Consider the following 22,617-nt stretch of genomic DNA (forward strand, 5'->3'; position numbering starts at 1 on the left):
CACCGCCCGGTGTACGCGGGGATCCACCCGGCGGGTGACGCGGCGGGACGAGCCCGAACGGCATCGTGGGATGGGCTGAAGGGGGCCGGTGTGACCAAGGTCGCACCACATTGCTCTACAGCGTGTAGTACTACTTCAAGTAGATGTACTACAAGCCGTAGAGCTCGTTGACCCGATGAGGGGACATGGACGCACTTGATCTCGCACGGTGGCAGTTCGGGGTGACCACCGTGTACCACTTCCTGTTCGTGCCGCTGACGATCGGCCTGGGCATCTTCGTGGCCGGGCTGCAGACCGCGTGGCACCGCACCGGGAAGGACCACTACCTGCGGCTGACGAAGTTCTTCGGCAAGCTCTTCGTGATCAACTTCGCGATGGGCGTGGTCACCGGCATCGTGCAGGAGTTCCAGTTCGGCATGAACTGGTCGGAGTACTCCACGTTCGTCGGTGACGTGTTCGGCGCGCCGCTGGCCTTGGAGGCGTTGCTGGCGTTCTTCCTGGAGTCCACGTTCATCGGGTTGTGGATCTTCGGGTGGGACCGGCTGCCGAAGCGGCTCCACCTGGCCTGCATCTGGGCGGCGGCGCTCGCCTCCAACCTGTCGGCGTACTTCATCCTGGCCGCCAACGCGTGGATGAAGCACCCGGTCGGCTACGAGGTGGTCGACGGCAAGGCCAGGATGACGGACCTGTGGGCGGTGCTGACCAACTCGACCGCGCTCGCGCAGGTGCCGCACGTGGTCGCCGCCGCGTTCGTGGTGGCCGGCGGGTTCGTGCTGGCGGTGTGCGGCTACTGGCTGCTGCGGACCAGGGCGGAGATGTGGCGCAGCGCCGCCAGGGCGGCGCTGGTGATGACGGCGGTCGCGGGCGCGCTGGTCGCGGTCACCGGCGACACGTCAGCCAAGCTGATGTACGAGCAGCAGCCGATGAAGCTGGCCGCCGCCGAAGGGCTCGAACGCGACACCGCCGGAGCGCCGTTCACGGTCGCGCCCGGCATCGAGATCCCCAAGGTGCTCAGCTTCCTGTCCACGAACGACCCCGACGCCGTCGTCCAGGGCACCGAGGACCTGCAGCGACGCTTCGAGCAGGAGTTCGGCCCCGGCGACTACCGGCCGGACCAGACGATCGTGTTCTGGTCGTTCCGGCTGATGATCGGGTTCGGCATGGCGACCGTCGGGCTGTCCGTGCTCGGGCTCTGGCTGACCCGCCGCCGGAGGCCGATGCCGCCCTGGCTGTCGCGGGTGTTCCTGCTGGCGCTCCCGCTGCCGCTGCTCGCGGTGACGGCCGGCTGGCTGCTGAGCGAGATCGGGCGCCAGCCGTGGACGGTCGCGGGCGAGCTGCTCACGGCCGCCTCCGTCTCACCCGGGGTGAGCCTGGCCGAGGTCGCGATCTCCCTGACGATCTTCACCCTGCTGTACGGCGCGCTCACCGTGGCCGAGATCGTGCTGCTGGCCCGGCACGTACGCAAGGGCCCCGAGGAGATCGAGCCCGCTCCCGCGGCCGAGAAGCGCCAGCCGTCGCTGATGTACTGAGGAGCAGACGTGATCGACCTGTGGTTCATCATCATCGCCTTCCTGTGGACGGGATACTTCGTCCTGGAAGGGTTCGACTTCGGCGTGGGGCTGCTGGCGCCGTTCGTCAGCGGCGACGGCGAGGAGCAGCGGCAGAGCCTGCAGACGATCGGGCCGGTGTGGGACGGCAACGAGGTGTGGCTGATCACCGCGGTGGGCGCCATGTTCGCCGCGTTCCCCGCCTGGTACGCGGGCATGTTCAGCGGCTTCTACCTGCCGGTGCTGCTTGTGCTCGTCGGCCTGATCGTGCGCGGCGTCGGCCTGGAGTGGCGCGGCAAGGTCGAGAACCCGGCCTGGTGCGACCTCGGCATCGTGGTCGGCAGCGCGCTGCCCGCGTTCGTGTGGGGCACGGTCTTCGCCGACCTGCTGTACGGGAGCGCGGTGGCGGCGATGCTGGGCGGCGCGTTCTCGCTGACGGTGTGCCTGCTGCACGGCGCGATCTTCCTGGCGCTCAAGACGGACGGCCCGGTGCGCAAGCGGGCCCGGTCGGCGGCAGTCGCGCTGAGCGCGGTGACGCTGCCGATCGGCGTGGTGGCGCTGTCGGGCATGGGCACGATCCCGGCGCTCGCGGCGGTGGCCGCGCTGGCCGCCGCGCCGGCGCTGGTGTGGCGGCGCCGCGAGGGCTGGGCGTTCGTGGCCATGGCGGCCACGATCGTGCTGGTGTCGGTCGCGGTCTTCGCCCAGCTGAGGCACGCCCCGCTGCCGGGGCTGACGCTGGCGGAGGCGGCCTCCGGCCCGTACACGCTGACGATGCTCAGCTGGATCGGCCTGATCGCGCTGCCGTTCGTGCTCGGTTACCAGGGCTGGACGTACTGGGTGTTCAGGAAGCGGGTCCGGCCGGCCGTCCAGGTCGCGGAGGCACGGCCGGGTCAGTAGCCGGAGCCGGCGTCGTTGCCGGGGGCGGGCGACTGGCTGACGCGGTGGTCGCTCAGGTGCAAGTCGCCGTCGAGCGGGATCTGCAGGGCCTCCAGCACCTCGAGGTCGGCGAGCACGGTCCACCTGGGGCCGACGAGGTGCGGCTTGTACTCGGGCGCCTGGTCCATCCAGGCGTCCTTGCCGTCCTCCGTGGCGAAGGTGCTCACGAAGAACTCGCCGTCGTCCGTCTTGCAGTAGCCGGTGCGGATGTCGGAGGCGTCGACCTGGATGCGCGGGGCGCAGCCCACCTTGTCGGCGAGCTGCTCCACGGTGAGCGCCGGCAGTTGCTCCTGCTTCTGGCCCGCGGCGACGTAGTCGCCGTCGCCGCCGGGGGTGCATGCGACGAGGAGCCCGGCCAGCAGCCCGAACGCGGCCAGACGTGGAAAAGTCGTCATGTGCCGAGATACGCAGGATCCGTGAGGACGGTTCAACCGTTCAGCGTAGGATGACGCAGCCGCGGGCGGCCAGGTCGCGCAGGGCGGGCGGTTCGTCGTCGAGCTTGTTCCAGCGCAGGTCGAGCTTCTCCAGGGCGGGCGGCAGCGCCGGAAGGCGGCGCAGCCGGTTGTTGCGCAGGTCGAGATGGGTGAGCCGGGTGAGCGGCGACAGGTCGGGCAGCTCGCGCAGGACGTTGTCGCGCAGGTCGAGTACGCGCAGCTCGCCCAGCCCGGCGATCGACGGGGGCAGGGCGCCCAGCCGGTTGCCCCTCAGGTGGAGCTCGCGGAGCCGGCCCAGGCCGCCGATGCCCGCCGGGAGCGACTCCAGCCGGTTGCCGTAGAGCCTGAGCTCGACCAGGGAGGCCATCCGGCCGAGGCTCTCGGGCAGGGCGCGCAGCCGGTTGTCGGTGAGGCCGAGGTAGGCGAGCCGGTCCAGGCGGCCGATGGCGGCGGGCACCTCGGTGAGCAGGTTGTCGCTCGCGTACAGGTAGTCGGTGAGCGGCAGGTCGCCGAGCTCCGCGGGGAGGGACGTGAGCCGGTTGTGGCCCACGTCGAGCATGCGCAGCGACGTGAGGCCGGCGACGGCGGGCGGCAGCTCGGTGAGCGCGTTCTCGGCGACGTTGAGCGTCTCCAGCCGGGTCAGCCGCCACAGCGCCGCGGGCAGCCCGGTGACCCGGTTTCCGCCGACGGACAGGTGGCGCAGCCGGTCGCCTAGGCGGTCCGGCAGCCGCTCGACGACGTTCCCGTACAGGGAGAGGGTCTCCAGGGCGGGCGGGAGGGGTGGGACCTCGGTGAGCCGGTTGCCGTCGGCGTGGAGAGCGCGCAGGGCCTTCAGACGCGACAGGTCGGGCAGCGCGCGCAGCCTGTTGCCGTCGAGGCGCAGTTCCTCCAGCTCGGTCAGCTCCCCGGCCCACGCGGGCAGCTCGGTGAGCTCGTTCCAGGCCAGGTCGACCAGCCGGACGCGGGCCGCCCCGGCCGCGTCGCCCGGGAACCGAGTCAGCCCGGCGCCGGGCACCCGCAGCTCGACCGCCTGTTCTACCGCCTGTCCGGCCCCGTGTCCGGCCGCCTGTTCTACCGCCTGTCCGGCCCCGTGTCCGGCCGCCTGTTCTACCGCGCGTCCGGCCCCGTGACCGGCCGCCTGTCCGGCCGCCTGTCTGGTCGCCTGTCCGGCCGCGTGTCTGGCCGCCTGTTCTGCCGCTGTGGTCTGGGGGCCAGGGGCGGCGCCGGTCCGGTCCGTTCGCATGCCGCAGATCCTGCCATGGGCGGACGATCAGCCGCGCAGGTCGAACAGCTCCGACGGGGAGATCGGCATGCGGTCGATGTCGACGCCCTCCGCGTCCTCGATCGCCGAGGCGATGACCGCCGACACCGGGATCACCCCCGCCTCCCCCGCTCCCTTGATGCCCAGCGGGTTGAGCGGCGACGGGGTCTCCAGGTGGGCCGTCTCGACGTGCGGGATCTCGGTCGCGTACGGCATGAGGAAGTCCATGAAGGAGGCGTTGACGAGCTGCCCGTGCGAGTCGTACACCATCCGCTCGTAGAGCGCGCCGCCGATGCCCTGCGCCACCCCGCCGTGGATCTGGCCCTCGACGATCATCGGGTTGATCAGCTTGCCGCAGTCGTGCACGACCGCGTACCTGAGGACCTTGATCTCGGCCGTGAGCGGGTCGGTCTCCACGATGGCCGCGTGCATGCCGGCGGCGAAGGTGGAGCGGATCGGCGAGTAGTAGTCGCGGCCCTCCAGCCCCGGCTCGTCCCCTTCGGCGACCGGCGGCCGGTCGGGCGAGGCCCCGCCCGACGACTGGCCGGAGAACTGGGTGGCCTTGGCCGCCTCGTCGTCGAACGCGTACCGCAGCGGGTTGGCCAGCACCGCGACCGTGGACAGCGGGACGGCCGCCTTCGGGTCGCCGACCACGTGCACGATGCCTTCGGTGATCTCCAGGTCGGCCGGGTTGGCCTCCAGCGCGTCGGCGGCGATGCGCAGCGCCTTCTCGCGCACCTTGCGGCAGGCGAGCGCGATCGCGTTGCCGCTCATGACCGCGGCCCGGGAGGCGAACGTGCCGACCGCGTACCCGAACCTGCGGGTGTCGCCGGTGACCACGGACACCCGCTCGATCGGCACGCCCAGCTCGGTGGCGGCGATCTGGGCGAACACCGTCTGGTGTCCCTGCCCCTGGGAGGTGAGCCCGGTGGAGACGTGCACCCGCCCGTCCGAGGTGATCTGCACGTGCCCGCCCTCGTACGGGCCGACGCCGGTGCCCTCGACGTAGCAGCCGATGCCGATGCCCCGGTTGGGCGCGGGCTCGAAGTCGTCCCAGCCGATCAGCTCCTTCACCAGGCGGAGCATCTCGGGGTAGTCGCCGCTGTCGTAGATGAGCGGCCGGCCGTCCTGGAAGGTCATGCGCTGGTCGTACGGGAACTCGTCGGGCTGGATGAAGTTGGCGGCGCGCACCTCGGTGCGGTCCCTGCCCAGATGGCGGGCGATCTTGTCCATCGTCCGCTCCATGCAGAACACGCCCTGCGGGCGGCCCGCGCCCCGATACGGGGTGACCTGCACGGTGTTGGTGTAGACGGAGGAGAACTCGACCCGGTACGCGCCGAGTTTGTACGGCCCGAGCAGCTGGGTGGAGGTGATGATCGGCACGATGATCCCGTACGGGGTGTAGGCGCCGTGGTCGTGCAGGATGCGCACGTCCATGCCGAGCACCCGGCCGTCGTCGTCGAAGCCGACCCGCACGTGCTGCACCTGGCCGCGCTCGTGCGCGGAGGAGATGAAGTGCTCGCGCCGGTCCTCGGTCCACTTGATCTCACGGCCGAGCAGCATGGCGGCCCACGGCACCAGGATCTCCTCCGGCCACGGGTGCACGATCTTCACCCCGAACCCGCCGCCCACGTCGGGCGCGATGACCTCGACGCTGGTCAGCGGCAGGCCGAGCGCGGCCGCGATGGCCATGCGGACGCTGGTGGAGGTCTGGGTGCTGGAGTAGACGCGCAGGTCGGCGCCGTCCCAGCGGGCGTACACGCCGCGGCCTTCGAGCGGGGTGCTGGCGCTGCGCTCGATGTCGAGCCGGAACGACAGGGTGTGCGGGGCGGCGTCGATCGCCTCCCCCGCGCTCAGCCCGGACGCGGAGGGCACCTCCTGCACCAGGTGGGCGCCGATGTTGCCGGGCACGTCCTCGTGCACGAGGTGGCCGCTCTGCACGGCGTCCTCCAGGCCGACGACCGGCTTGAGCGGCTCGTAGTCGACCTCGATGAGCCCGCAGGCGTCCTCGGCGAGGTAGCGGTCGGTGGCCACGACCATGACGACGGGCTCGCCGACGTGCCGCACCGTCTCCCTGGCCAGCGGGTAGGCGGTGCGGCCGTGGGTGAGCGCCGGGTGCGGGATGAGCAGCGGCAGCGGCCGGCCGACCCGCTCGGGCAGGTCCTCCCAGGTGTAGATGGCGATCAGGCCGTCGACGTCGAGCGCGGCGGTGACGTCGACGTCGCGGATGCGGGCGTGCGCGTGCGGGGAGCGCACGAACGCGGCGGCCAGCGCGCCGGAGCCCAGGTCGTCGAGGAAGCGGCCCTGCCCGGTGAGCAGCCGGGGGTCCTCGCGGCGCTGCACCGGCTCTCCGAACAGCCTGGTGGTCATGACTCCTCCGCCCTCAGCTCGGCGGCGCGGTGGACGGCCTTGACGATGTTCTGGTAGCCGGTGCAGCGGCACAGGTTTCCCGAGATGCCCTCCAGCACCTCCTCGTCGGTCGGCGCGGGGTTCTCCTCCAGCAGCGCCGTCACCGTGCAGAGGAAGCCGGGCGTGCAGAAGCCGCACTGCAGGGCGTGGCTCTCGCCGAACGCCCGCTGCACCGGCGACATCCCGTCCGGCCCGGCCAGCCCCTCCACGGTGGTGATCTCGTGCCCGTCGGCGGTGACGGCCAGCATCAGGCAGGAGCGCACCGGCCGGCCGTCGAGCAGCACCGTGCAGCAGCCGCACACGCCGTGCTCGCAGCCGACGTGGGTGCCGGTCAGGCCGAGGTCGTGGCGCAGGCAGTCGGACAGCAGCCGCCTGCCCGGCACCCGCACGCGGCGGGCGGTGCCGTTCACGCCGAGGGTGATCTCGTGGCTCGAATCCGTCCCGGTGCTCATCCAGCCGCCTCCCTGGCCGCGTCCTTGACCGCCTGCTCGGCCAGCACCCCGATCAGGTGGAGCCGGTACGCCGCGGAGGCGTGCACGTCGCCGTCCGGCTCGGCACGTTCCCGTACGGCGCCGGCGACCCGCTGCCAGGGGACGGTCGCGGCGGGCCGGCGTTCGCAGGCCTCGGTCACGTCGACCACGACCGGGACGGGGCCGACGCCGACGCAGCCGACCCGGGCGGCGCTGATGTGCAGGTCCTCGTCGAGCGTCACCACCGCGCACACCCCGGCGAGCGCGTAGTCGCCGTGGCGCCTGGCGATCTCGCGGAACGCGGTGCCGGTGCGCGGCGGCAGCGCGGGGAAGAACGCGGAGACGGCCAGCTCGCCCGGCTCGGCCGCCGACTCCATGGGGCCGGTGAAGAACGCGCCCGCGGGCACGTCCCTGGTCACCACCCCGTCCGGCAGGCCGGACGCCGACGGCTCGCCGGGCGCGCGGCGTGCCAGGCGCACCGAGCCGTCGAGTACGGCGAGCACGGCGGGCAGTTCGGCGGCCGGGTCGGCGTGCACGAGGCTGCCCACCACGGTGCCCCGGTTGCGGATCACCGGGTGGGCCACCAGCCGGAGCGCCTGGACCATGAGCGGGTGCGGGGCGGCCCGCTCCACCTCGGCGTGCCGGGCCAGCGCGCCCACGGTGACCCCGCCGGGGCCCGCGTCGATCGAGCTCAGCGCGCCGAGCCGGTTGATGTCGACCAGGTGGTCCGGCGCGGCGATCCGCATGTTGAGCATCGGGATGAGGCTCTGGCCGCCGGCGAGCACCTTGCCACGCGGCCCCGCCCCGGCCAGGATCTCCAGCGCCTCGCCGAGGTCGCGGGGGGCGTGGTACTCGAACGGCGGCGGCTTCACCCTGCCTCGATCCTGACGGGTTCGGGGGTGCGGCGGGCGATGACCCGGAGCAGGTGCCAGCCGCCCACCACCACGATGGTGCCGAGCGCGATGCCCTCAAGCCTGAAGTCGCTGCTGATCAACTGCTTCACCGGTCCGATGGCCAGGATGATGCCCGCGCCGATCGGGACCATGTTCACCGGGTCGGCGAAATCCACCCTGTTCTCGATCCAGATCTTGGCGCCGAGCAGGCCGATCATCCCGTACAGGATGACCGTGATGCCGCCCAGCACGCCGGACGGGGTGGCCGAGACCAGCGCGCCGAACTTGGGCATCAGGCCGAACAGGATCGCGATGACGCCGGCGATGTAGTAGGCGGCGGTCGAGTAGACCTTGGTGGCGGCCATGACGCCGATGTTCTCGGCGTAGGTGGTGGTCGGCGAGCCGCCGACCGAGCTGGCGACCACGGTGGCGACGCCGTCGGCGGCGATCGCCCGGCCCATGTACGGGTCGAGGTCCGTCTTGGTCATCTCGCCGACGGCCTTGACGTGGCCGATGTTCTCCGCGACGAGCGCGATGACGGCGGGCAGGACCAGCAGCACGGCCGAGGTGTGGAAGCTGGGCCAGGTGACGGGCGGCAGACCGAACCAGTCGGCCTCGGCCACCCCGCTGAGGTCGACCCGGAAGTGCGCGGCGACCTGCACGGCGCCGTCGTCGTAGGCGGGCACCATGCCGAAGACCCGGTCGGCGGCCCAGGAGAGCACGTAGCCGGCGACGAGGCCGACGAGGATGGCGACGCGGCCGACGAAGCCCTTGAACGCCACCACCACGACGAACGTGATCAGCATCGTGAGCAGGGCCATCCACTGGTCCTGCGGCCAGTAGACGTCCGCGACCACGAACGCGAGCCCGAACCCGATGAGCATGACCACCGCGCCGGTGACCGGCGGCGGGAAGATCTTGTTGATGACCTGGACGCCGAGGAAGTGGACCGCGAGGCCGATCAGCGCCAGCACGAACCCGGCCACCAGGATCGCGCCCACCACGACGGAGCTGGCCTCGGGCGAGTCGCCGCCGAACAGCGCCCTGATCGCGAGCACGCCGCCCACGAAGGAGGCGCTCGTGCCCAGGTAGCTGGGCACCTTCCCCTTGACGATCAGCAGGAACAGGATCGTGGCGACCCCGGACATCATGATCGCCATGTTCGGGCTGAGCCCCATCACCAGGGGGAAGACGAACGTGGCGCCGAACATCGCCACGACGTGCTGGGCGCCGAACCCCACCATGCGGGGCCAGCTCAGCCGTTCGTCCGGCCTCACGACCTCGCCTGGTGCCAGATGCTTGCCGTCGCCGTGCTTGGTCCACCCGAATGCCATGTGAACCCCTTTTCACCGGGCCGCTGCTTGCGGGCACATTAGGCCAGCAGGCGCGCTGGTACACGGGCATGATCTGCCAAATCTGCCCGGTTGACCAGTGGTCCCGTTGCGCACTTCTGCCCGGCGGGGCCGGTGATCGTCAGTGGACGTGGATGGTGAAGCCCTCACCGGTGACGACCTGGCCGGAGCGGATCTTGGCCGTCTTGCGCAGCTCCACCTCGCCGTCCACCTCCACCATGCCTTCGGCGACGAGCATCTTGGCCAGGCCGCCCGTCTCGGTGACCCCGCAGTACTTCAGCAGGTCGCAGAGCGGGATGTAGTCGGAGCGCAGTTCGAAGTCCACGCCTGCCAACCCTAGATGCCGCGCATCCTCAGCACGTGCAGGGCCAGGGTCAGGTTGAGCCGCAGGTGCGGGTCGTCGGTGAAGTTGCCCAGCAGCCGCTCCAGTTTCCCGATGCGGTAGCGGAGCGTGTTGTAGTGGAAGTGCAGCCGGCGGGCGGTCTCGGCCACGTTGAGGTTGGTCTCCAGCAGGACCTGCAGGGTGCGGCGCAGGTCGGCGTTCTCGGCGTCGTCGTCGGAGGCCAGCGGGCCGAGCGTCTCCCGGACGAACGCGTGCAGTTCGTCGGTGTCGTTGACCAGGGACAGCAGCCGGTAGACGCCGAGCTGGTCGAAGTGCGCGACGGCGCCGGGCCCATGCAGCTGGCGGCCCACCCGGGCCGCCTTCAGCGCCTGCGAGTACGCCTCCGGTAACGTCTCGGGGCCGCGGCTGGGGCGGGAGGTGCCGGTGGAAAAGGTCACGGGCGGCGTGTCGGCGAAGGCCGAGGCGGCGTCCTTGGCGATGCGGGCGGCGTCCACCGAGGCGTCCACCACGGCCACCACCTCGTGGGAGAAGCCGGCCACGGCGCCGCGCGGGTCGTGCCGGCGCATGGCCGCCGTCCAGCACGTCACCAGCCGGTCCTGGGCGGTGCGCTCGTCGCCGTCGGGGTCGAGCTCGGCCACCAGCACGGTCACCGGCCGCTCCAGGTCCCAGCCGAACGCCCGCGCCCTGACCACCACCCGCTCGGCGGAGCCGGCCCGGCCGGTGAGCACGTCGCGCAGGAAGTCGGCTCGGTACTTGCTCTCGACCGCGTTCACCGCCTCCTGCCGGGTGACGGCGAGCGCGGCCACGGTGGCGGCCCGTTCCAGGATGCCGACGTCGCTGTCGCGGATGTCCCCGGACGGGCTGTAGGCGACGATCCGGCCGTGGTGGTGCCCGCCCGCGATCACCGGCACCGACACCGCGGTGCGGGCGCCGGGCGACGCGGCCGCGCCGGGCGGCCAGTCGCGGGTGATGGACTCGCGCAGCGCCGCCTCGTGCGGGCCCGCCGACGCCAGCACCCGGCCGCGGCCGTCGACGGCGGCCACCGACACGTCCAGCAGCGCCGCCACCTCCGTGGTGACCTCGTCCAGCCCGCCGCCGGCCAGCACCACCTGCACCAGCGCCCGGTGCGCCTCCTCTGCGCGGACGAGCACGGCCGCCTGCCGGTTGAGGATGTCGGTGAGCACCTGGTTGAGGATGTCGTCGAAACCGACGTCGTTCGGCAGCAGGATGAGCGGGAAGCCGAGCCGGTCCGCCTGCTCGGCCATCGCCGACGGCAGCTCGTCGACGTACCGCCCGAGCTTGATGGCCAGCGCCGCCAGCCCGCGCTCGTCCAGGTCGGCGACCAGGCGGCCGAGCGACTGCGGCGTGTTGCGCAGCGGGTAGCCGGTGGTGAGCAGCAACTCGTGCGGCTTCACCCAGGCCAGGATGTCGGGCACCTCCATGACGTTGAGGCGTTGCACGATACGGCCCAGACCGCTCTCCCCCGCGATCAGCCGGGCCTCCGCGAGAGTCGACACGCCCAGCAACTCTCCGACGGACACGCCGTGGATGATCGTTCCCGTGCTGGCGAGACGAACTGGGGGCTCCATGTACAGATTGTGGCCCCACATACCGTCTGTCAGGAAGAGCCAGTCTTCCCGCTGACTGTTGGCAAATTTCTCCGTACGGGCGGTTGCCGGGCCCGTTCTACGGTCAGGTCCAGGGTCGGTAGGGAGGTCCGGTGACGGTCGGTACTCACGTGAGGCGGGTACGCGCGCACGTCACGGGCGCCGCGAGCACCGCGGTGCGCCCGGTCCTGGAGGCTTCGAGGCGGCCCGCCCGGGTGCTCGCCGCGTTCCCCGCCGGGATCTACCTGGAGGTCAGGACCGAGCTGGAGCCCGCGGTGATCGCCGTGGTGACGGGGCCTGCCACCCGGCTGCCGAACTCGATGCTGCTCGCCGGAGCGCTGCCGCGCGTGACCATGGGTGACGAGGCCTTCGTGGGCGACGGCTCGGTGGACGTCGGCGGGCTGAGCCTGCGCGCCCGCCGCTGGTGGGATCCGTCTCCGCGGCTGGGCGAGGTCGATCCCGCGACGCTGCCGCCGCCGTCGGCCCTGGCCGGGCGGGGCACGCCGGGCCTGGACGGCAACGACGCGGTCGAGCTGCTCGCGGCCAGTTGCGCCTCCGGGTGGCTGCTGGGCGCGGTGACGGCGGCCGAGCGGCTGGTCGGCCTCGGTCCCGGGCTGACGCCGAGCGGCGACGACGTGCTGGCGGGGCTGCTGGTGACGCTGCGCCACCTGGGAGCGGCGACCGGCACCGCGCGGGCGGTCGACCTGGCCGGATGGCTGGGGGCGACCGTCACGTTCGACGCGCGCACCCGTACCACGCCGATCTCCGCGACGCTGCTGCACTGCGCGGCGCGCGGCGAGGCGTGCCCGGAGGTGCTCGCGGTGCTGCGCGGCCTGACCGGGCGGCAGCCGCTGGGGCCGGCGCTGCGCCGGCTGTGCGGGCTGGGCCACACCTCGGGCGCCGACCTGGCGCAGGGCATCGCGATCGGGCTGGAGACCGTACGCGCGCTGGGGGGACGGGGATGAACGACACGGTCTTCGTACGCGAGGGCGTCTACCACGACTCGGTGGCGCTGATGCGGGTGAGCAGGGCGCTGTCCGAGCTGCCTGGCACGGCGGTGGCGATCGTCGCCATGGCCACGGAGCTCAACCTGGAGCTGGCCCGCGACCTGGGCTTCGAGCTGCCTCCGGCCGGTCCGGGCGACCTGCTGGTCGCGCTGCGCGGGCCGGACACCGCGGCGGCGGCGCACGAGCTGGACCGCCATCTGGCGGAGCTCTCCTCGGCGGGGCCGGCGCGGGAGGCCGAGCAGCCGCCGCTGACCACCCGCTCGGCGGCGCGCGGCGGCGGCGCGGACCTGGCGCTGGTGTCGGTGCCGGGCGAGCACGCCTTCGCCGAGGCGATGGACGCGATCGAGGCCGGGCTGCCCGTCATGGTCTTCAGCGACGGGGTGCCGCTCGCGTCGGAGCGGCTGCTGAAGGAGCGCGCGGACGAGCGCGGCGTGCTCGTCATGGGACCCGACTGCGGCACGGCCGTGGTCGGCGGGGTGGGGCTGGGGTTCGCCAACGTGCTGCGTCCCGGGCCCGTCGGGCTGGTGGCCGCGTCGGGGACCGGCGCCCAGCAGGTGAGCTGCCTGCTGGGCCTCGCGGGCGTGGGGGTCAGCCACGTGCTCGGCGTCGGCGGCAGGGACCTGTCGGCGGCGGTCGGCGGGCTCTCGACGGTGCGGGCGCTGCGCATGCTGGACGAGGACCCGGCCACGGAGCTGATCGTGCTGGTCTCCAAGCCGCCGGACCCGGAGGTGGCGGGGACCGTGCGGCAGGTCGTGGAGTCGCTGCGCACGCCGGTCGTGGAGGCGCTGCTCGGCTCCGGCATCGACCTCACCGCCGCCGCCGAGGCCGCGCTGCGCGCCCTCGGCCGCCCGGTGCCCGCCTGGCCCTGCTGGGACGGCTCCGCCCGGAGCACCGTGACGGTGGCAGGCGAAGATCCCGGGCCGCTGATCGGGATCTACTCCGGTGGGACGCTGTGCGCCGAGGCGGCGCTGATCGCCGGGGCCGGGGAGTTCACCGACTACGGGGACGACGTCTACACCCGGGGCCGGGCGCACCCGATGATCGACCCCACGCTGCGGCTGGAGGCCCTGGGCAAGGTGCCGCCGGGCGGCGTGGTGCTCATGGACGTGGTGCTCGGCCACGCCGCCGACCCCGATCCCGCCGCCCGGCTCGCCCCCGCGATCGCCGCCCTGCCCGCCGCCGTGGTGGTCGCGCTGATCGGCACCGAGGCCGACCCGCAGGACCTGCTCCGGCAGGCCGCGGCGTTCCGCGACGCCGGGGCCGTCGTGTTCACCTCCAACGCGCAAGCCGCCCGGCACGCCAGGGACTCGCTATGACACTGCTCGACGGCCCGCCCCATGTCATCACGGCCGGCGCCGGCCTGCTCGCGGACGCGCTGCGCGAGCAGGCCGCCGCCGTCACCGGCGTCTCCTGGCGCCCGCCCCTGGCGGGCACCGCGGACGCCCTGGCCAGGGTGCTCGCCGACCCGCGCAGGCAGGCGGCCAACGACCTGGCGGTGCGCCGCCTGGTCTCGGCCCGCCCGGAGCTGGCCGGCGTACGGCGGGCGTCGGAGGTGCTGCGGACGGCGGAGCGCACGTTCCTGCACGCGGGCCCGCCGATCACCTGGGAGCGGGCGTCGGGCCCGATGCGCGGCGCGCTGATCGGCGCGATGCTGTTCGAGGGGTACGCGGACGACGAGCGGGAGGCGGCGGCCAGGCTCGCCGCCGGGGAGGTGCGGCTGGAGCCGTGCCATCAGCACGCGGCCGTGGGCCCGATGGCGGGCGTCGTCAGCCCGTCCATGTGGCTGTTCGAGGTGCGCGACACCGAGCACGGCGGCACCGCGTACTGCTCGCTCAACGAGGGCCTGGGCAAGGTGCTGCGCTACGGCGCGTACGGGCCCGAGGTGCTCGACCGGCTGCGCTGGATGGACGGCGTGCTCGGGCCCGCGCTGTCGGTGGCGATCGGGCTGACCGGGCCGCTGGACCTGCGGTCGCTCATCGCGCAGGCGCTGCAGATGGGCGACGAGCTGCACAACCGCAACCGGGCGGCGACCTCGCTGCTGCTGCGCGAGCTGGCCCCGGCGATCTCGGACGCGGCGCCGGGCCACGCGTCGGAGGTGCTGCGCTTCATCGCCGGCAACGACCACTTCTTCCTCAACGCGGGGATGGCCGCGGCCAAGGTGAGCACCGACGCGGCCCGGGACGTGCCGGGTTCGACCCTGGTCGTGGCCATGGCGCGGAACGGCACGGACTTCGGCGTGCAGGTGTCGGGGCTCGGCGGCCGGTGGTTCACCGGGCCGGCCGGGGTGCCGGACGGGCTGTACCTGGGCGCGTACGGGCCCGGCGACGCCAACCCGGACATCGGCGACTCCACCATCACCGAGACGTCCGGGCTGGGCGGGTTCGCGATGGCGGCGGCCCCGGCCATCGTCCGGTTCGTGGGCGGCGAGGTCGCGGACGCGGTGGCCGCCACGCGCTCGATGTACGAGATCACGCTGGCGGAGCATCCCGCCTACCAGATCCCGGGGCTCGGCTTCCGCGGCACGCCCACCGGCATCGACGTCACGCTCGTCGCCAGGACCGGTCTGCTGCCCGTGGTGAACACCGGAATCGCGGGCAGGATCGCGGGCACCGGGCAGGTCGGCGCGGGGCTCGTCAGCCCTCCCGCGGAGGCGTTCACGGCGGCTCTGCGGGCGCTGTCGGACGCGGTGGCTGATCCATTCGAGGTATAGCGAAACCGCACGTCAACCCCCGAAAAGCGACACTATGGTTTCGCCCCGGTTCACGTGCCTATATGGTGACGAATCCCATGATGTGAAACCACGGCGTGACTTGTGTGACCTTTGAGGCTGGAGATGGGGGCGGGACATGGCAGCCGACCGCGTGCTCAGCGGCCCCGGCGCTGAAGGCGGCACTCCACAGAGCCAGGGCAAGCTCGTCGGCAGGCGTTACCGGTTGATGTCGCCCGTCGGCCGGGGCGGCATGGGCATGGTGTGGCACGCCCACGACGTGCTGCTCGACAGGGATGTGGCGGTCAAGGAGCTCATCCTGCCGTTCGGCCTGGACCACGCGGGCAAGCAGGCGGCGCACCGGCGGGTGCTGCGCGAGGCCAGGTCGGCCGCGCGGCTGCAGCACCCGGGCATCGTCACCGTGCACGACGTGGTGGAGGAGGACGGCCGCCCGTGGATCGTCATGGAGCTGGTCCGCGCCTGGTCGCTGGAGCAGGCGGTGCGGCAGAGCGGCCCGCTGCCGGTGATCCAGGCCGCCGAGATCGCCATCCGGGTGCTCGACGCGCTCCGGCACGCGCACGCCTCCGGCATCCTGCACCGCGACGTCAAGCCGGGCAACGTGCTGCTCACCGCCGACCGGGTGGTGCTGACCGACTTCGGCATCGCCGCCGTCGAGGGCGACGTCACGATCACCCAGACCGGGCTGCTCATGGGCTCGCCCGCGTACATCCCGCCGGAGCGCCTGTCGGGGCAGCCGATCTCGGCGGCGGCCGACCTGTGGTCGTTCGGGGCGACGCTGTACGCGGCTGTCGAGGGCCGTCCCCCGTACGAGGGTCCTGACGCGGTCGCGGTGCTGGGCGCGGTGCTCACGCAGGAGCCGTCCAGGCCGCAGCGCGCCGGCGCGCTGCTGCCGGTGATCGAGGGGCTGCTGCAGAAGAACCCGGCCGCGCGGCTCACCGCCGACCAGGTCGCCGACCGGCTGGAGCGGGTGCTGCTCGCGCACGGCTCGGTACGGCCGCGCACCCCGGAGACGCCCGCGCCGCTGCCCACGCTGGGCGACTCGACGCCCGCGGGGCTGCTGCCGCCGCTGGAGCCGCCGTCGGGGCCGCTGCCCTCCCGGATCGTGGAGACGCCCTCGGGCCCGGTGCGCGTCCCGTACGACCCGGAGAACAACCCTTCCGACGGGTACGGCATTTCCTACGACACGACGTCCGGTCACCGGACCGACCAGGTGCGGCAGCCGGGGTTCGACGCTTTCTCCTCGGGCCCGCACTCCCTTCCGGGGCTCGGCGGCTCGGCGGCCCCGAGGTCGCTGTCGGACCCGGCCCCGGGCGGCTACCCGTCACCGGGCAGCACGTCCGGGCCGTACCCGCTGCCCGGACACGACACGTCCGGCCCGTACCCGTTGCCGGGACAGGAGACGTCGGGCCCCTACTCGACGCCGGGAGGCGCGTCCGGACCGTACGCGACGCCGGGCGGGGCGTCCGGCGCCTACCCGGAGCCGGACGGCCTGTCCTTCCCCGGCGTGGGCCGCACGCGGGGGCCGGGTGACTCCGGTGAGCAACCGGCGCCGCCCATCCTGCCGCTGACCAGCGACAGCCGCAGCGTGAGCGCCTCCGGCCGGTGGCCGCTGGCCACTGACGACGACCTGCGCGACCAGTCGCACAGGCTGTCCAAGGACGTCGGCCGCAGCCGCCTGGCCCAGCTGCCCGGCGGTCCCCATCGGACCTCCGCCGGCCGGCCCACCACCAGCCGGCGCAGCCCGGACGAGAACGGCAACGCCTGGGTGCGCGACGGGCGGCCGACGCCGCTGCTGATCGTCGCCGCCGTGGCGGCCGTGGTCGCCGTGGTGGCCGCGCTGATGATCTACGCGTCGAGCGGTTCCGTCGAGCCCGTGACGACCCCGCTCTCGGTCGCCAGCAGCGCCCCGGCGCGGGCCGAGGCCTCCCCGGTGCCCGACGGGTACGTCGAGGAGACCCCGCCGGGGTTCAGCGTGGGCGTGCCCGAGGGCTGGAAGCTGAGCACCTCGGGCGGCCAGACCACGATCACCGGGCCGAAGGACTCGGGCATCGAGGTGGTCGTCGCCCAGGTGGCGCCCCAGGCCGACGGCGGCCTGTCGGAGCTGACCCGCGAGGAGGCGGACGGCGGCAGGGACGGCTACATCCAGGTGCAGCTGCAGGAGACCGACTACCGCGGCTGGAAGGCGACCGACTGGGAGTACACCTACGCCGCCGAGAACGAGGTGCCCATGCACGCGCTCACCCGGTTCGTCACCGTCGACGACAAGACGGCCTTCACGATCACCTTCGACATGCCGGAGCTCGTCTGGGACGACCAGTCCGGGGCCCGCAAGGTCTTCTTCGACACCTTCCGCCAGTCCACCTGACCCGGCGTCCTTCCTGGTGGAAGGCCCGGAAGTCAGATCGTGATGTTGTACGGTCTGCACATGAGGCTGGGGAGCATCTTCTTCTATCCCATCAAATCCACCTCTGGGCACGAGGTGGCCGAGGCCGAGGTGCAGCCGTGGGGGCTGGCCGGCGACCGGCGCTACCTCGTCGTGGACGAGCGCGGCGAGCCGATCACCGCCCGCGAGCATCCGATCATGCTGGCCTGCGTGGCCCTGGCCGACGGCGCCGCGATCAAACTCACCGGCCCGCACGCCGACCCGCTGCGCGTCGTCCCCACCTCGCGCAGGTTCACGGCGAACGTCTGGGGGACGCCGGTGGAGGTGACCGACTGCGGGGACGACGCGGCCGCGTGGATGGCCGCGCTGATCGGGCGGCCCGCCAGGCTGGCCTGGCTGGACGACCCCACCCGGCGCCCGGTCGATCCCGCGTACGGCCTGCCCGGCGACCGGGTGAGCCTGGCCGACGGCTACCCGCTGCTGCTCACCACGACGGCCTCGCTGGCCCGGCTCGGCGACTGGGTCGCGGAGACGGCGGCCGAGCTGGGCGAGGAGATCCCGCGGCCGCTGGACATGCGCAGGTTCCGGCCCAGCGTGGTGGTGGAGGGCGCGGACGAGGCGTTCGCCGAGGACGGGTGGCGGCGGCTGCGGATCGGCGAGGTGGAGTTCCGGGCCGCCAAGGGATGCGACCGCTGCGTGCTGACGACCGTCGACCCGGACACCTACGCCAAGGGCAAGGAGCCGATCCGCACCCTGAACCGTCACCGCAGGTGGGACGGCAAGGTGTGGTTCGGCGTCAACCTGATCCCCGACGGCACGGGCGTGATCAGGCGAGGTGACCCCGTCACAGTGCTGTAGTCCCAAAAACAACGTTTTGGGGTGATCTCTGGGGCTATGCGAGACTTCACGGGTGACCAGCACCCCCACGACCGCTGACGCCTCGCCCTCCGCCCATCTCCGGGCCGTCCAGCGCCGCACTCTGATCGTGCTCTCGGCCGCGCAGATCGTGGGCGGCGTCGGAGTCGCCGTCGGACTGGCGCTCAGCTCGGTGGTGGTCGACCAGCTCTCCGGGTCGACGATGATCAGCGGCTTCGCGGGGACCGCGACGGTGCTGGGGGCGGCCCTGCTCGCCCTGCCGACGGCCAAGGCGTCGAGCAAGGGCGGCAGGCGGTCCGGCCTGGCGCTGGCGTACCTGGCGGCGCTGCTCGGCTGCGCCATCTCGGTCGTCGCCATCAACCTCGGCAACTGGCAGCTGCTGCTGGCCGGGCTGGTGCTGGTCGGCGGCGGCAGCGCGGGCAACCTGGCGGCCCGCTACTCGGCCACCGACCTGTCGCCCAGGAACCACGCCGCCCGGCACCTGTCGCTGGTGGTATGGGCGGCGACGGTCGGCTCGGTGGCCGGCCCCAACCTGGCCGAGCCGGCCGACCGGATCGGCATGGAGGCCGGGCTGGTGGGGAAGGCCGGGCCGTTCGCGTTCGCCGCGCTGGCGTTCGCGCTGGCGCTGCTGATCGTCTTCGCCGGTCTGCGCCCCGACCCGCTCAAGCTGGCCAGGGAGCACGACGGCAGGAAGCCCTCGACGGAGGCGGGCAACCGGACAGTCCGCACCGCGTGGCGCATCCTGCGCACCACGCCGATGGCCCGCCAGGCCCTGGTGATGATCGCCGTCAGCCACACCGCGATGGTGTCGATCATGTCGATGACCCCGGTCAAGCTGCACCACGACGGCGCCGAGCTGGACGTGATCGGCATCGTGATCAGCCTGCACATCGCCGGCATGTACGTGATGTCGCCGGTGGTCGGCTGGCTGGCGGACAAGGCGGGCCGGGTGCCGGTGCTGCTGCTCGGCATGGGCCTGCTGCTGGTCTCCGCCGTGCTGGCGGCCACGGCGGGCCACCAGGTGTGGCAGGTGACGGTGGCGCTGTTCGTGCTCGGCCTGGGCTGGTCGTGCGGGCTGGTGGCCGGCTCCGCGCTGGTCAGCGAGTCGGTCTCGATCGACGGCCGCACGGCCGTCCAAGGGCTGTCGGACCTGCTCATGAACGTGTGCGGGGCGACCGGCACGGTGCTGGCCGGCGTGATCGTGGGCGGTCTGTCGTACGGGGTGCTCGGTTCGGGCGTGGGCGTGATGGTGGCGCTGGCCGGGGTGTGGCTGGCGCTGGCGGCCCGCCGGTCGGGCGCTATTTGGCGTCCGCGTAGCAGCTGACCGCGACCGCCTCCATCGGGAAGCGCACCGGAGTGGCCCCGAACAGCAGCCGGGTCGCCTCGGCCGCCGCGGCGCCCACCGCATTCGCCACCTGCTCGGCCAGGTCGAGCGGGCAGTGCACGATGACCTCGTCGTGCTGGAAGAACACCAGCCTGGCCGGGCCGGGCAGCAGGCCGCGCAGCACCCCCATGAGCGACAGCGCCCATTCGGCGGCCGTGGCCTGGACCACGAAGTTGCGGGTGAACCTGCCCCGGTCGCGCGCCGCCCGGCCGCCCTCGGGGCCGGAGACGAGCTCGCGCCACGACGCGGACGGCGGCGGGCTGGTGCGCCCGAGCCAGGACCGCACGAGCCGGCCCTCCTCCCCGGCCTTGGCGGCGTCCTCGACGAACTGGTAGGCCTTCGGGAAGCGCCGGCGCATGACGGGCAGCAGCCGGGCGGCGTCGCCGCTGGTGCCGCCGTACATCGCCGACAGCATCGCGATCTTGGCGTGGTCGCGCTGGCCGCCGAACGAGCCGGCCAGCGCCGAGTAGAGGTCGATCTCCCCCGCCGCGGCGGCCAGCCCGGCGTCGCCCGCCATCGCGGCGAGCACCCGCGGCTCCAGCTGGGCAGCGTCGGCGACGACGAGGGCCCACCCGTCGTCGGCCACCACCACCCTGCGCAGCACCTTGGGGATCTGCAGGGCGCCGCCGCCGCTGGTCGCCCAGCGGCCGGAGACCACGCCGCCGACCACGTATTCGGGCCGGAAGCGGCCGCCGCGCACCCACTGGTCGGCCCACGCCCAGCCGTGGAAGCTGTGGAGCCTGGCCAGCTCCTTGTAGGCGAGCAGCGGCTCGACCGCCGGATGGCCGACCTGCTTGAGCTCCCAGGACCGGGTGGACTTGATCGCCACCCCGGCCCCCTTGAACGCCTTGACCAGCTGCTGCACCGAGTCGGGGTTGACCGGATGGCCGAACGCCGCCGACACCCGGTCGGCCAGCGCCTGCAGCTTGGCCGGCCGCATGCCGTGGACCGGCCGGGGCCCGAGCATCTCGGCGAGCAGCGCGTCGTGCACGTCTCTGCGCCAGGGCATGCCGTCGTGGCTCATCTCGGCGGCGATGAGCGCGCCGGCGGACTCGGCGGCGGCCAGCAACCGGAACCTGCCGGGATCGGGCAGCGCCGCGATCCGGGTGAGCTGGTCGGCGAGCACCTCGGCCACCGCCTCCGGGGGCAGCGGCTCGGGCGCGAAGAGCGTGCCGGGATCTTCCGGCGCGTCGTCGGGGACGGGCCGGCCGTGCAGCCTGGCGTGCGCGGCCCTGGCCGAGCGCGGCTCCCCGTGACGCCCTTCGTACGCGAGCAGCAGGGCCTCGGTGAGTGCGAGGTCGTGGCAGCGGGAGACCCGCACCCCGGCGGCGAGCAGCGGCGGGTAGGCCTCGCGGGTGTCGGCCCACACCCACCGCGGCCGCGACGCCTCCAGCTCGCGCACCGCGCCGGGCCCGGCGGGGCGGGGCGGCCCGCCCGCGGGAAGGAGCCGCTCTCCGGCCAGCACCACGTACACCACTCCAGGGTGCCAGGCGGCTACGACAAAGAGATGCGCACCTCGTCCTCGACGGGGGGTTCGAGCTCCTGCCGCAGGCACCCGGTGGCGGCGTGGCACCGGATGGTGAGCGCCTCGGGGGTGACCGACAGGCGCAGGAACTGCTTGAAGAACGGCGGGGTGTCCCAGTCGGACAGCTCGGACAGGAAGTGCTGGAACACCCGGTCCACCGGCAGCCGGAACGGCCACGGCCAGGACCCGAGCAGCCGCGCCGCCCACCGCATCCGCCGGGTGATCGTCACGGCGCCGCCGGCCGGCCGCACCGGCGTGTTCTTGATCTGCTCGGCCATGATGCAGGCGGCCTCGTCAGGGGTGAGGCAGAGCCACTTCATCCGCAGCCGCTTGGCGTAGAGCTGGCTGTAGAAGGACAGCGAGTCGCCGCGCAGCGGGTAGCAGCGGTAGTCGTCCTCGTGCACGCCGCCCACGTCGACGCGCCGGATGGTGTGGGTGGCGTGCATGAACGCGCCGCCGCCGCCGGACACGACGTACTGGATGACCCGGTCGCCGACCTGGACCGGGTAGCGCTGGTAGTTGTGCACGTCGCCGCCGATGGCCGCCACGTAGCGGTGGCGCGGGTCGCGCACGATGTCGTCGATGGTGCCGCCGCCCTCCAGCGCGGAGGGCTTGTAGGCGTTGCCGGTGTAGATCGGCTTGCCGGTGACCAGGAGCTTCGGCCGGGGGTCGAGCGACACGCGGCGCAGCCACACGGTCTGGCCCTTGTCGATGGTGCCCTTGATGCCGGTGTCGACGCCCACGATGAGCAGGCTCGGGGTGTCGATCACCCAGTACGGGCCGGGCTGCGTCGCCTGCTGGGCCGGGCGGCCGCGCAGCGCGCGGGCCTCGGCCAGGGCCGGCTCGTCGATCGTCTCGGGCTTGCGCCACAGCAGCCCGCGCAGCCCCCGGTCGGGCCTGGGCTTGAGCGAGGCGTCGCAGAAGACCCGCATGAACCCGCCGAGCCCGTCGTACCAGTCGTGGTTGCCGGGGATCGCGTAGATCGGCGCGTCGTAGTCCTGGTAAGGGCGGAAGAACTTGTCGCGGTAGTCGTTGCCCGACCCGGCCGGGTAGATGATGTCGCTGGCCAGGATCGCGAACGCGGTGCCCTCCCCCGCCTTCAGCATGCCGGGCACCACCGCGTACTGGGACGCGTCGCCCTCACCGGTGTCGCCGACGAGCAGGAAGTCGAAGCTCTCGCCGACCTCGGGCGCGATCCGGAAGCCGGGGTCCGTGCCGCGCTCGCGCAGGGCGGCGACCCACTGCTCGCGCACCTCGCCGGACGGGTCGCCGAACAGGCCGGCGAGGATCTCGTTGCGGGACTTCCACAGAGTGACCGGGTTCAGCCAGGTGAAGCCCTCGTCCTTCGGCCGCAGCCGGTCGAACGTGCCGATCTCCTGGCACACCCATCCGGCGCCCTCCTCGGACACCCGCGAGGATGCCCGCTTCCCCCGTTCAGCCGTTGATTCCACCATGACCCCAT

The 22,617-nt window shown here is 73.0% G+C and carries 18 protein-coding genes; 8 read left to right on the forward strand and 10 right to left on the reverse strand.

The annotated features are described in order from the left end of the window. Positions 1-185: 185 nt before the first annotated feature. Positions 186-1,529: a cytochrome ubiquinol oxidase subunit I gene (locus tag ACIBF7_RS17370; RefSeq protein WP_397197553.1), complete on the forward strand. Its 1,344-nt coding sequence runs from the start codon at positions 186-188 to the stop codon at positions 1,527-1,529. A 9-nt stretch (positions 1,530-1,538) separates the two neighbouring features. Beyond that, a complete protein-coding gene (gene cydB, locus ACIBF7_RS17375; protein WP_148030444.1) occupies positions 1,539-2,444 on the forward strand; it encodes a cytochrome d ubiquinol oxidase subunit II in 906 nt (301 codons plus the stop codon). Here cydB and ACIBF7_RS17380 read toward each other — a convergent pair. From ACIBF7_RS17380 to ACIBF7_RS17415, 8 genes are all read right to left on the reverse strand, one after another. Beyond that, positions 2,438-2,878, reverse strand: coding sequence for a hypothetical protein (locus ACIBF7_RS17380; RefSeq protein WP_271274948.1), 441 nt, complete (start codon positions 2,876-2,878; stop codon positions 2,438-2,440). The genes cydB and ACIBF7_RS17380 overlap by 7 nt on opposite strands. A 40-nt stretch (positions 2,879-2,918) precedes the next feature. After that, the gene (locus tag ACIBF7_RS17385) at positions 2,919-4,160 is read right to left on the reverse strand and encodes a leucine-rich repeat domain-containing protein (RefSeq protein WP_397197554.1); all 1,242 of its coding nucleotides are present in this window, start codon (positions 4,158-4,160) and stop codon (positions 2,919-2,921) included. A 27-nt stretch (positions 4,161-4,187) separates the two neighbouring features. Beyond that, a complete protein-coding gene (gene cutA / locus ACIBF7_RS17390) occupies positions 4,188-6,548 on the reverse strand; it encodes an aerobic carbon-monoxide dehydrogenase large subunit (RefSeq protein ID WP_148030441.1) in 2,361 nt (786 codons plus the stop codon). After that, positions 6,545-7,039, reverse strand: a complete 495-nt coding sequence (locus ACIBF7_RS17395; protein WP_148030440.1) for a (2Fe-2S)-binding protein — start codon at positions 7,037-7,039, stop codon at positions 6,545-6,547. Before ACIBF7_RS17395 ends, cutA begins: the two co-directional genes overlap by 4 nt. After that, the gene (locus ACIBF7_RS17400; protein ID WP_148030439.1) at positions 7,036-7,929 is read right to left on the reverse strand and encodes a xanthine dehydrogenase family protein subunit M; all 894 of its coding nucleotides are present in this window, start codon (positions 7,927-7,929) and stop codon (positions 7,036-7,038) included. Before ACIBF7_RS17400 ends, ACIBF7_RS17395 begins: the two co-directional genes overlap by 4 nt. Next, on the reverse strand, positions 7,926-9,284 hold the full coding sequence (locus tag ACIBF7_RS17405; protein ID WP_219543228.1) for a uracil-xanthine permease family protein: 1,359 nt from the start codon (positions 9,282-9,284) through the stop codon (positions 7,926-7,928). The genes ACIBF7_RS17400 and ACIBF7_RS17405 overlap by 4 nt, the downstream gene beginning before the upstream one ends. Before the next feature lie 139 nt (positions 9,285-9,423). Then, complete coding sequence (locus ACIBF7_RS17410) at positions 9,424-9,627, reverse strand: RNA-binding S4 domain-containing protein (RefSeq protein ID WP_148030437.1); 204 nt, start codon at positions 9,625-9,627, stop codon at positions 9,424-9,426. A gap of 11 nt (positions 9,628-9,638) precedes the next feature. Beyond that, complete coding sequence (locus ACIBF7_RS17415; protein WP_397197555.1) at positions 9,639-11,234, reverse strand: PucR family transcriptional regulator; 1,596 nt, start codon at positions 11,232-11,234, stop codon at positions 9,639-9,641. 131 nt (positions 11,235-11,365) lie between these two features. Here ACIBF7_RS17415 and ACIBF7_RS17420 point away from each other — a divergent pair, with 131 nt between their 5' ends. The 6 genes from ACIBF7_RS17420 to ACIBF7_RS17445 all read left to right on the forward strand — a co-directional run bounded on the left by ACIBF7_RS17420 (position 11,366) and on the right by ACIBF7_RS17445 (position 19,570). Next, positions 11,366-12,217 carry a DUF2877 domain-containing protein gene (locus ACIBF7_RS17420; protein ID WP_219543227.1) on the forward strand — a complete coding sequence of 284 codons (852 nt, stop codon included), beginning with the start codon at positions 11,366-11,368 and terminating at the stop codon, positions 12,215-12,217. Next, on the forward strand, positions 12,214-13,575 hold the full coding sequence (locus ACIBF7_RS17425; protein WP_397197556.1) for an FdrA family protein: 1,362 nt from the start codon (positions 12,214-12,216) through the stop codon (positions 13,573-13,575). Before ACIBF7_RS17420 ends, ACIBF7_RS17425 begins: the two co-directional genes overlap by 4 nt. Then, positions 13,572-14,969, forward strand: coding sequence for a DUF1116 domain-containing protein (locus ACIBF7_RS17430; protein ID WP_397197557.1), 1,398 nt, complete (start codon positions 13,572-13,574; stop codon positions 14,967-14,969). Before ACIBF7_RS17425 ends, ACIBF7_RS17430 begins: the two co-directional genes overlap by 4 nt. Before the next feature lie 136 nt (positions 14,970-15,105). Beyond that, on the forward strand, positions 15,106-17,352 hold the full coding sequence (locus ACIBF7_RS17435; protein WP_397197559.1) for a protein kinase: 2,247 nt from the start codon (positions 15,106-15,108) through the stop codon (positions 17,350-17,352). 60 nt (positions 17,353-17,412) lie between these two features. Next, positions 17,413-18,228 (forward strand): MOSC domain-containing protein, encoded by an 816-nt coding sequence (locus ACIBF7_RS17440; RefSeq protein ID WP_397197560.1) that lies wholly within the window; start codon positions 17,413-17,415, stop codon positions 18,226-18,228. Positions 18,229-18,280: 52 nt separating this feature from the next. Beyond that, positions 18,281-19,570, forward strand: coding sequence for an MFS transporter (locus ACIBF7_RS17445; protein ID WP_271279949.1), 1,290 nt, complete (start codon positions 18,281-18,283; stop codon positions 19,568-19,570). Here the strand turns inward: ACIBF7_RS17445 and ACIBF7_RS17450 are convergent. Both ACIBF7_RS17450 and ACIBF7_RS17455 read right to left on the reverse strand, forming a co-directional pair. Continuing rightward, positions 19,545-21,104: a bifunctional 3'-5' exonuclease/DNA polymerase gene (locus ACIBF7_RS17450; protein WP_397197561.1), complete on the reverse strand. Its 1,560-nt coding sequence runs from the start codon at positions 21,102-21,104 to the stop codon at positions 19,545-19,547. The two genes, ACIBF7_RS17445 and ACIBF7_RS17450, sit on opposite strands and share 26 nt — an antisense overlap. Before the next feature lie 20 nt (positions 21,105-21,124). Next, on the reverse strand, positions 21,125-22,564 hold the full coding sequence (locus tag ACIBF7_RS17455) for a metallophosphoesterase family protein (protein ID WP_397197562.1): 1,440 nt from the start codon (positions 22,562-22,564) through the stop codon (positions 21,125-21,127). Positions 22,565-22,617: the final 53 nt, after the last annotated feature.

The organism is Nonomuraea sp. NPDC050478 (assembly GCF_044458265.1).
In the GTDB taxonomy this organism is placed as follows: domain Bacteria; phylum Actinomycetota; class Actinomycetes; order Streptosporangiales; family Streptosporangiaceae; genus Nonomuraea; species Nonomuraea ferruginea.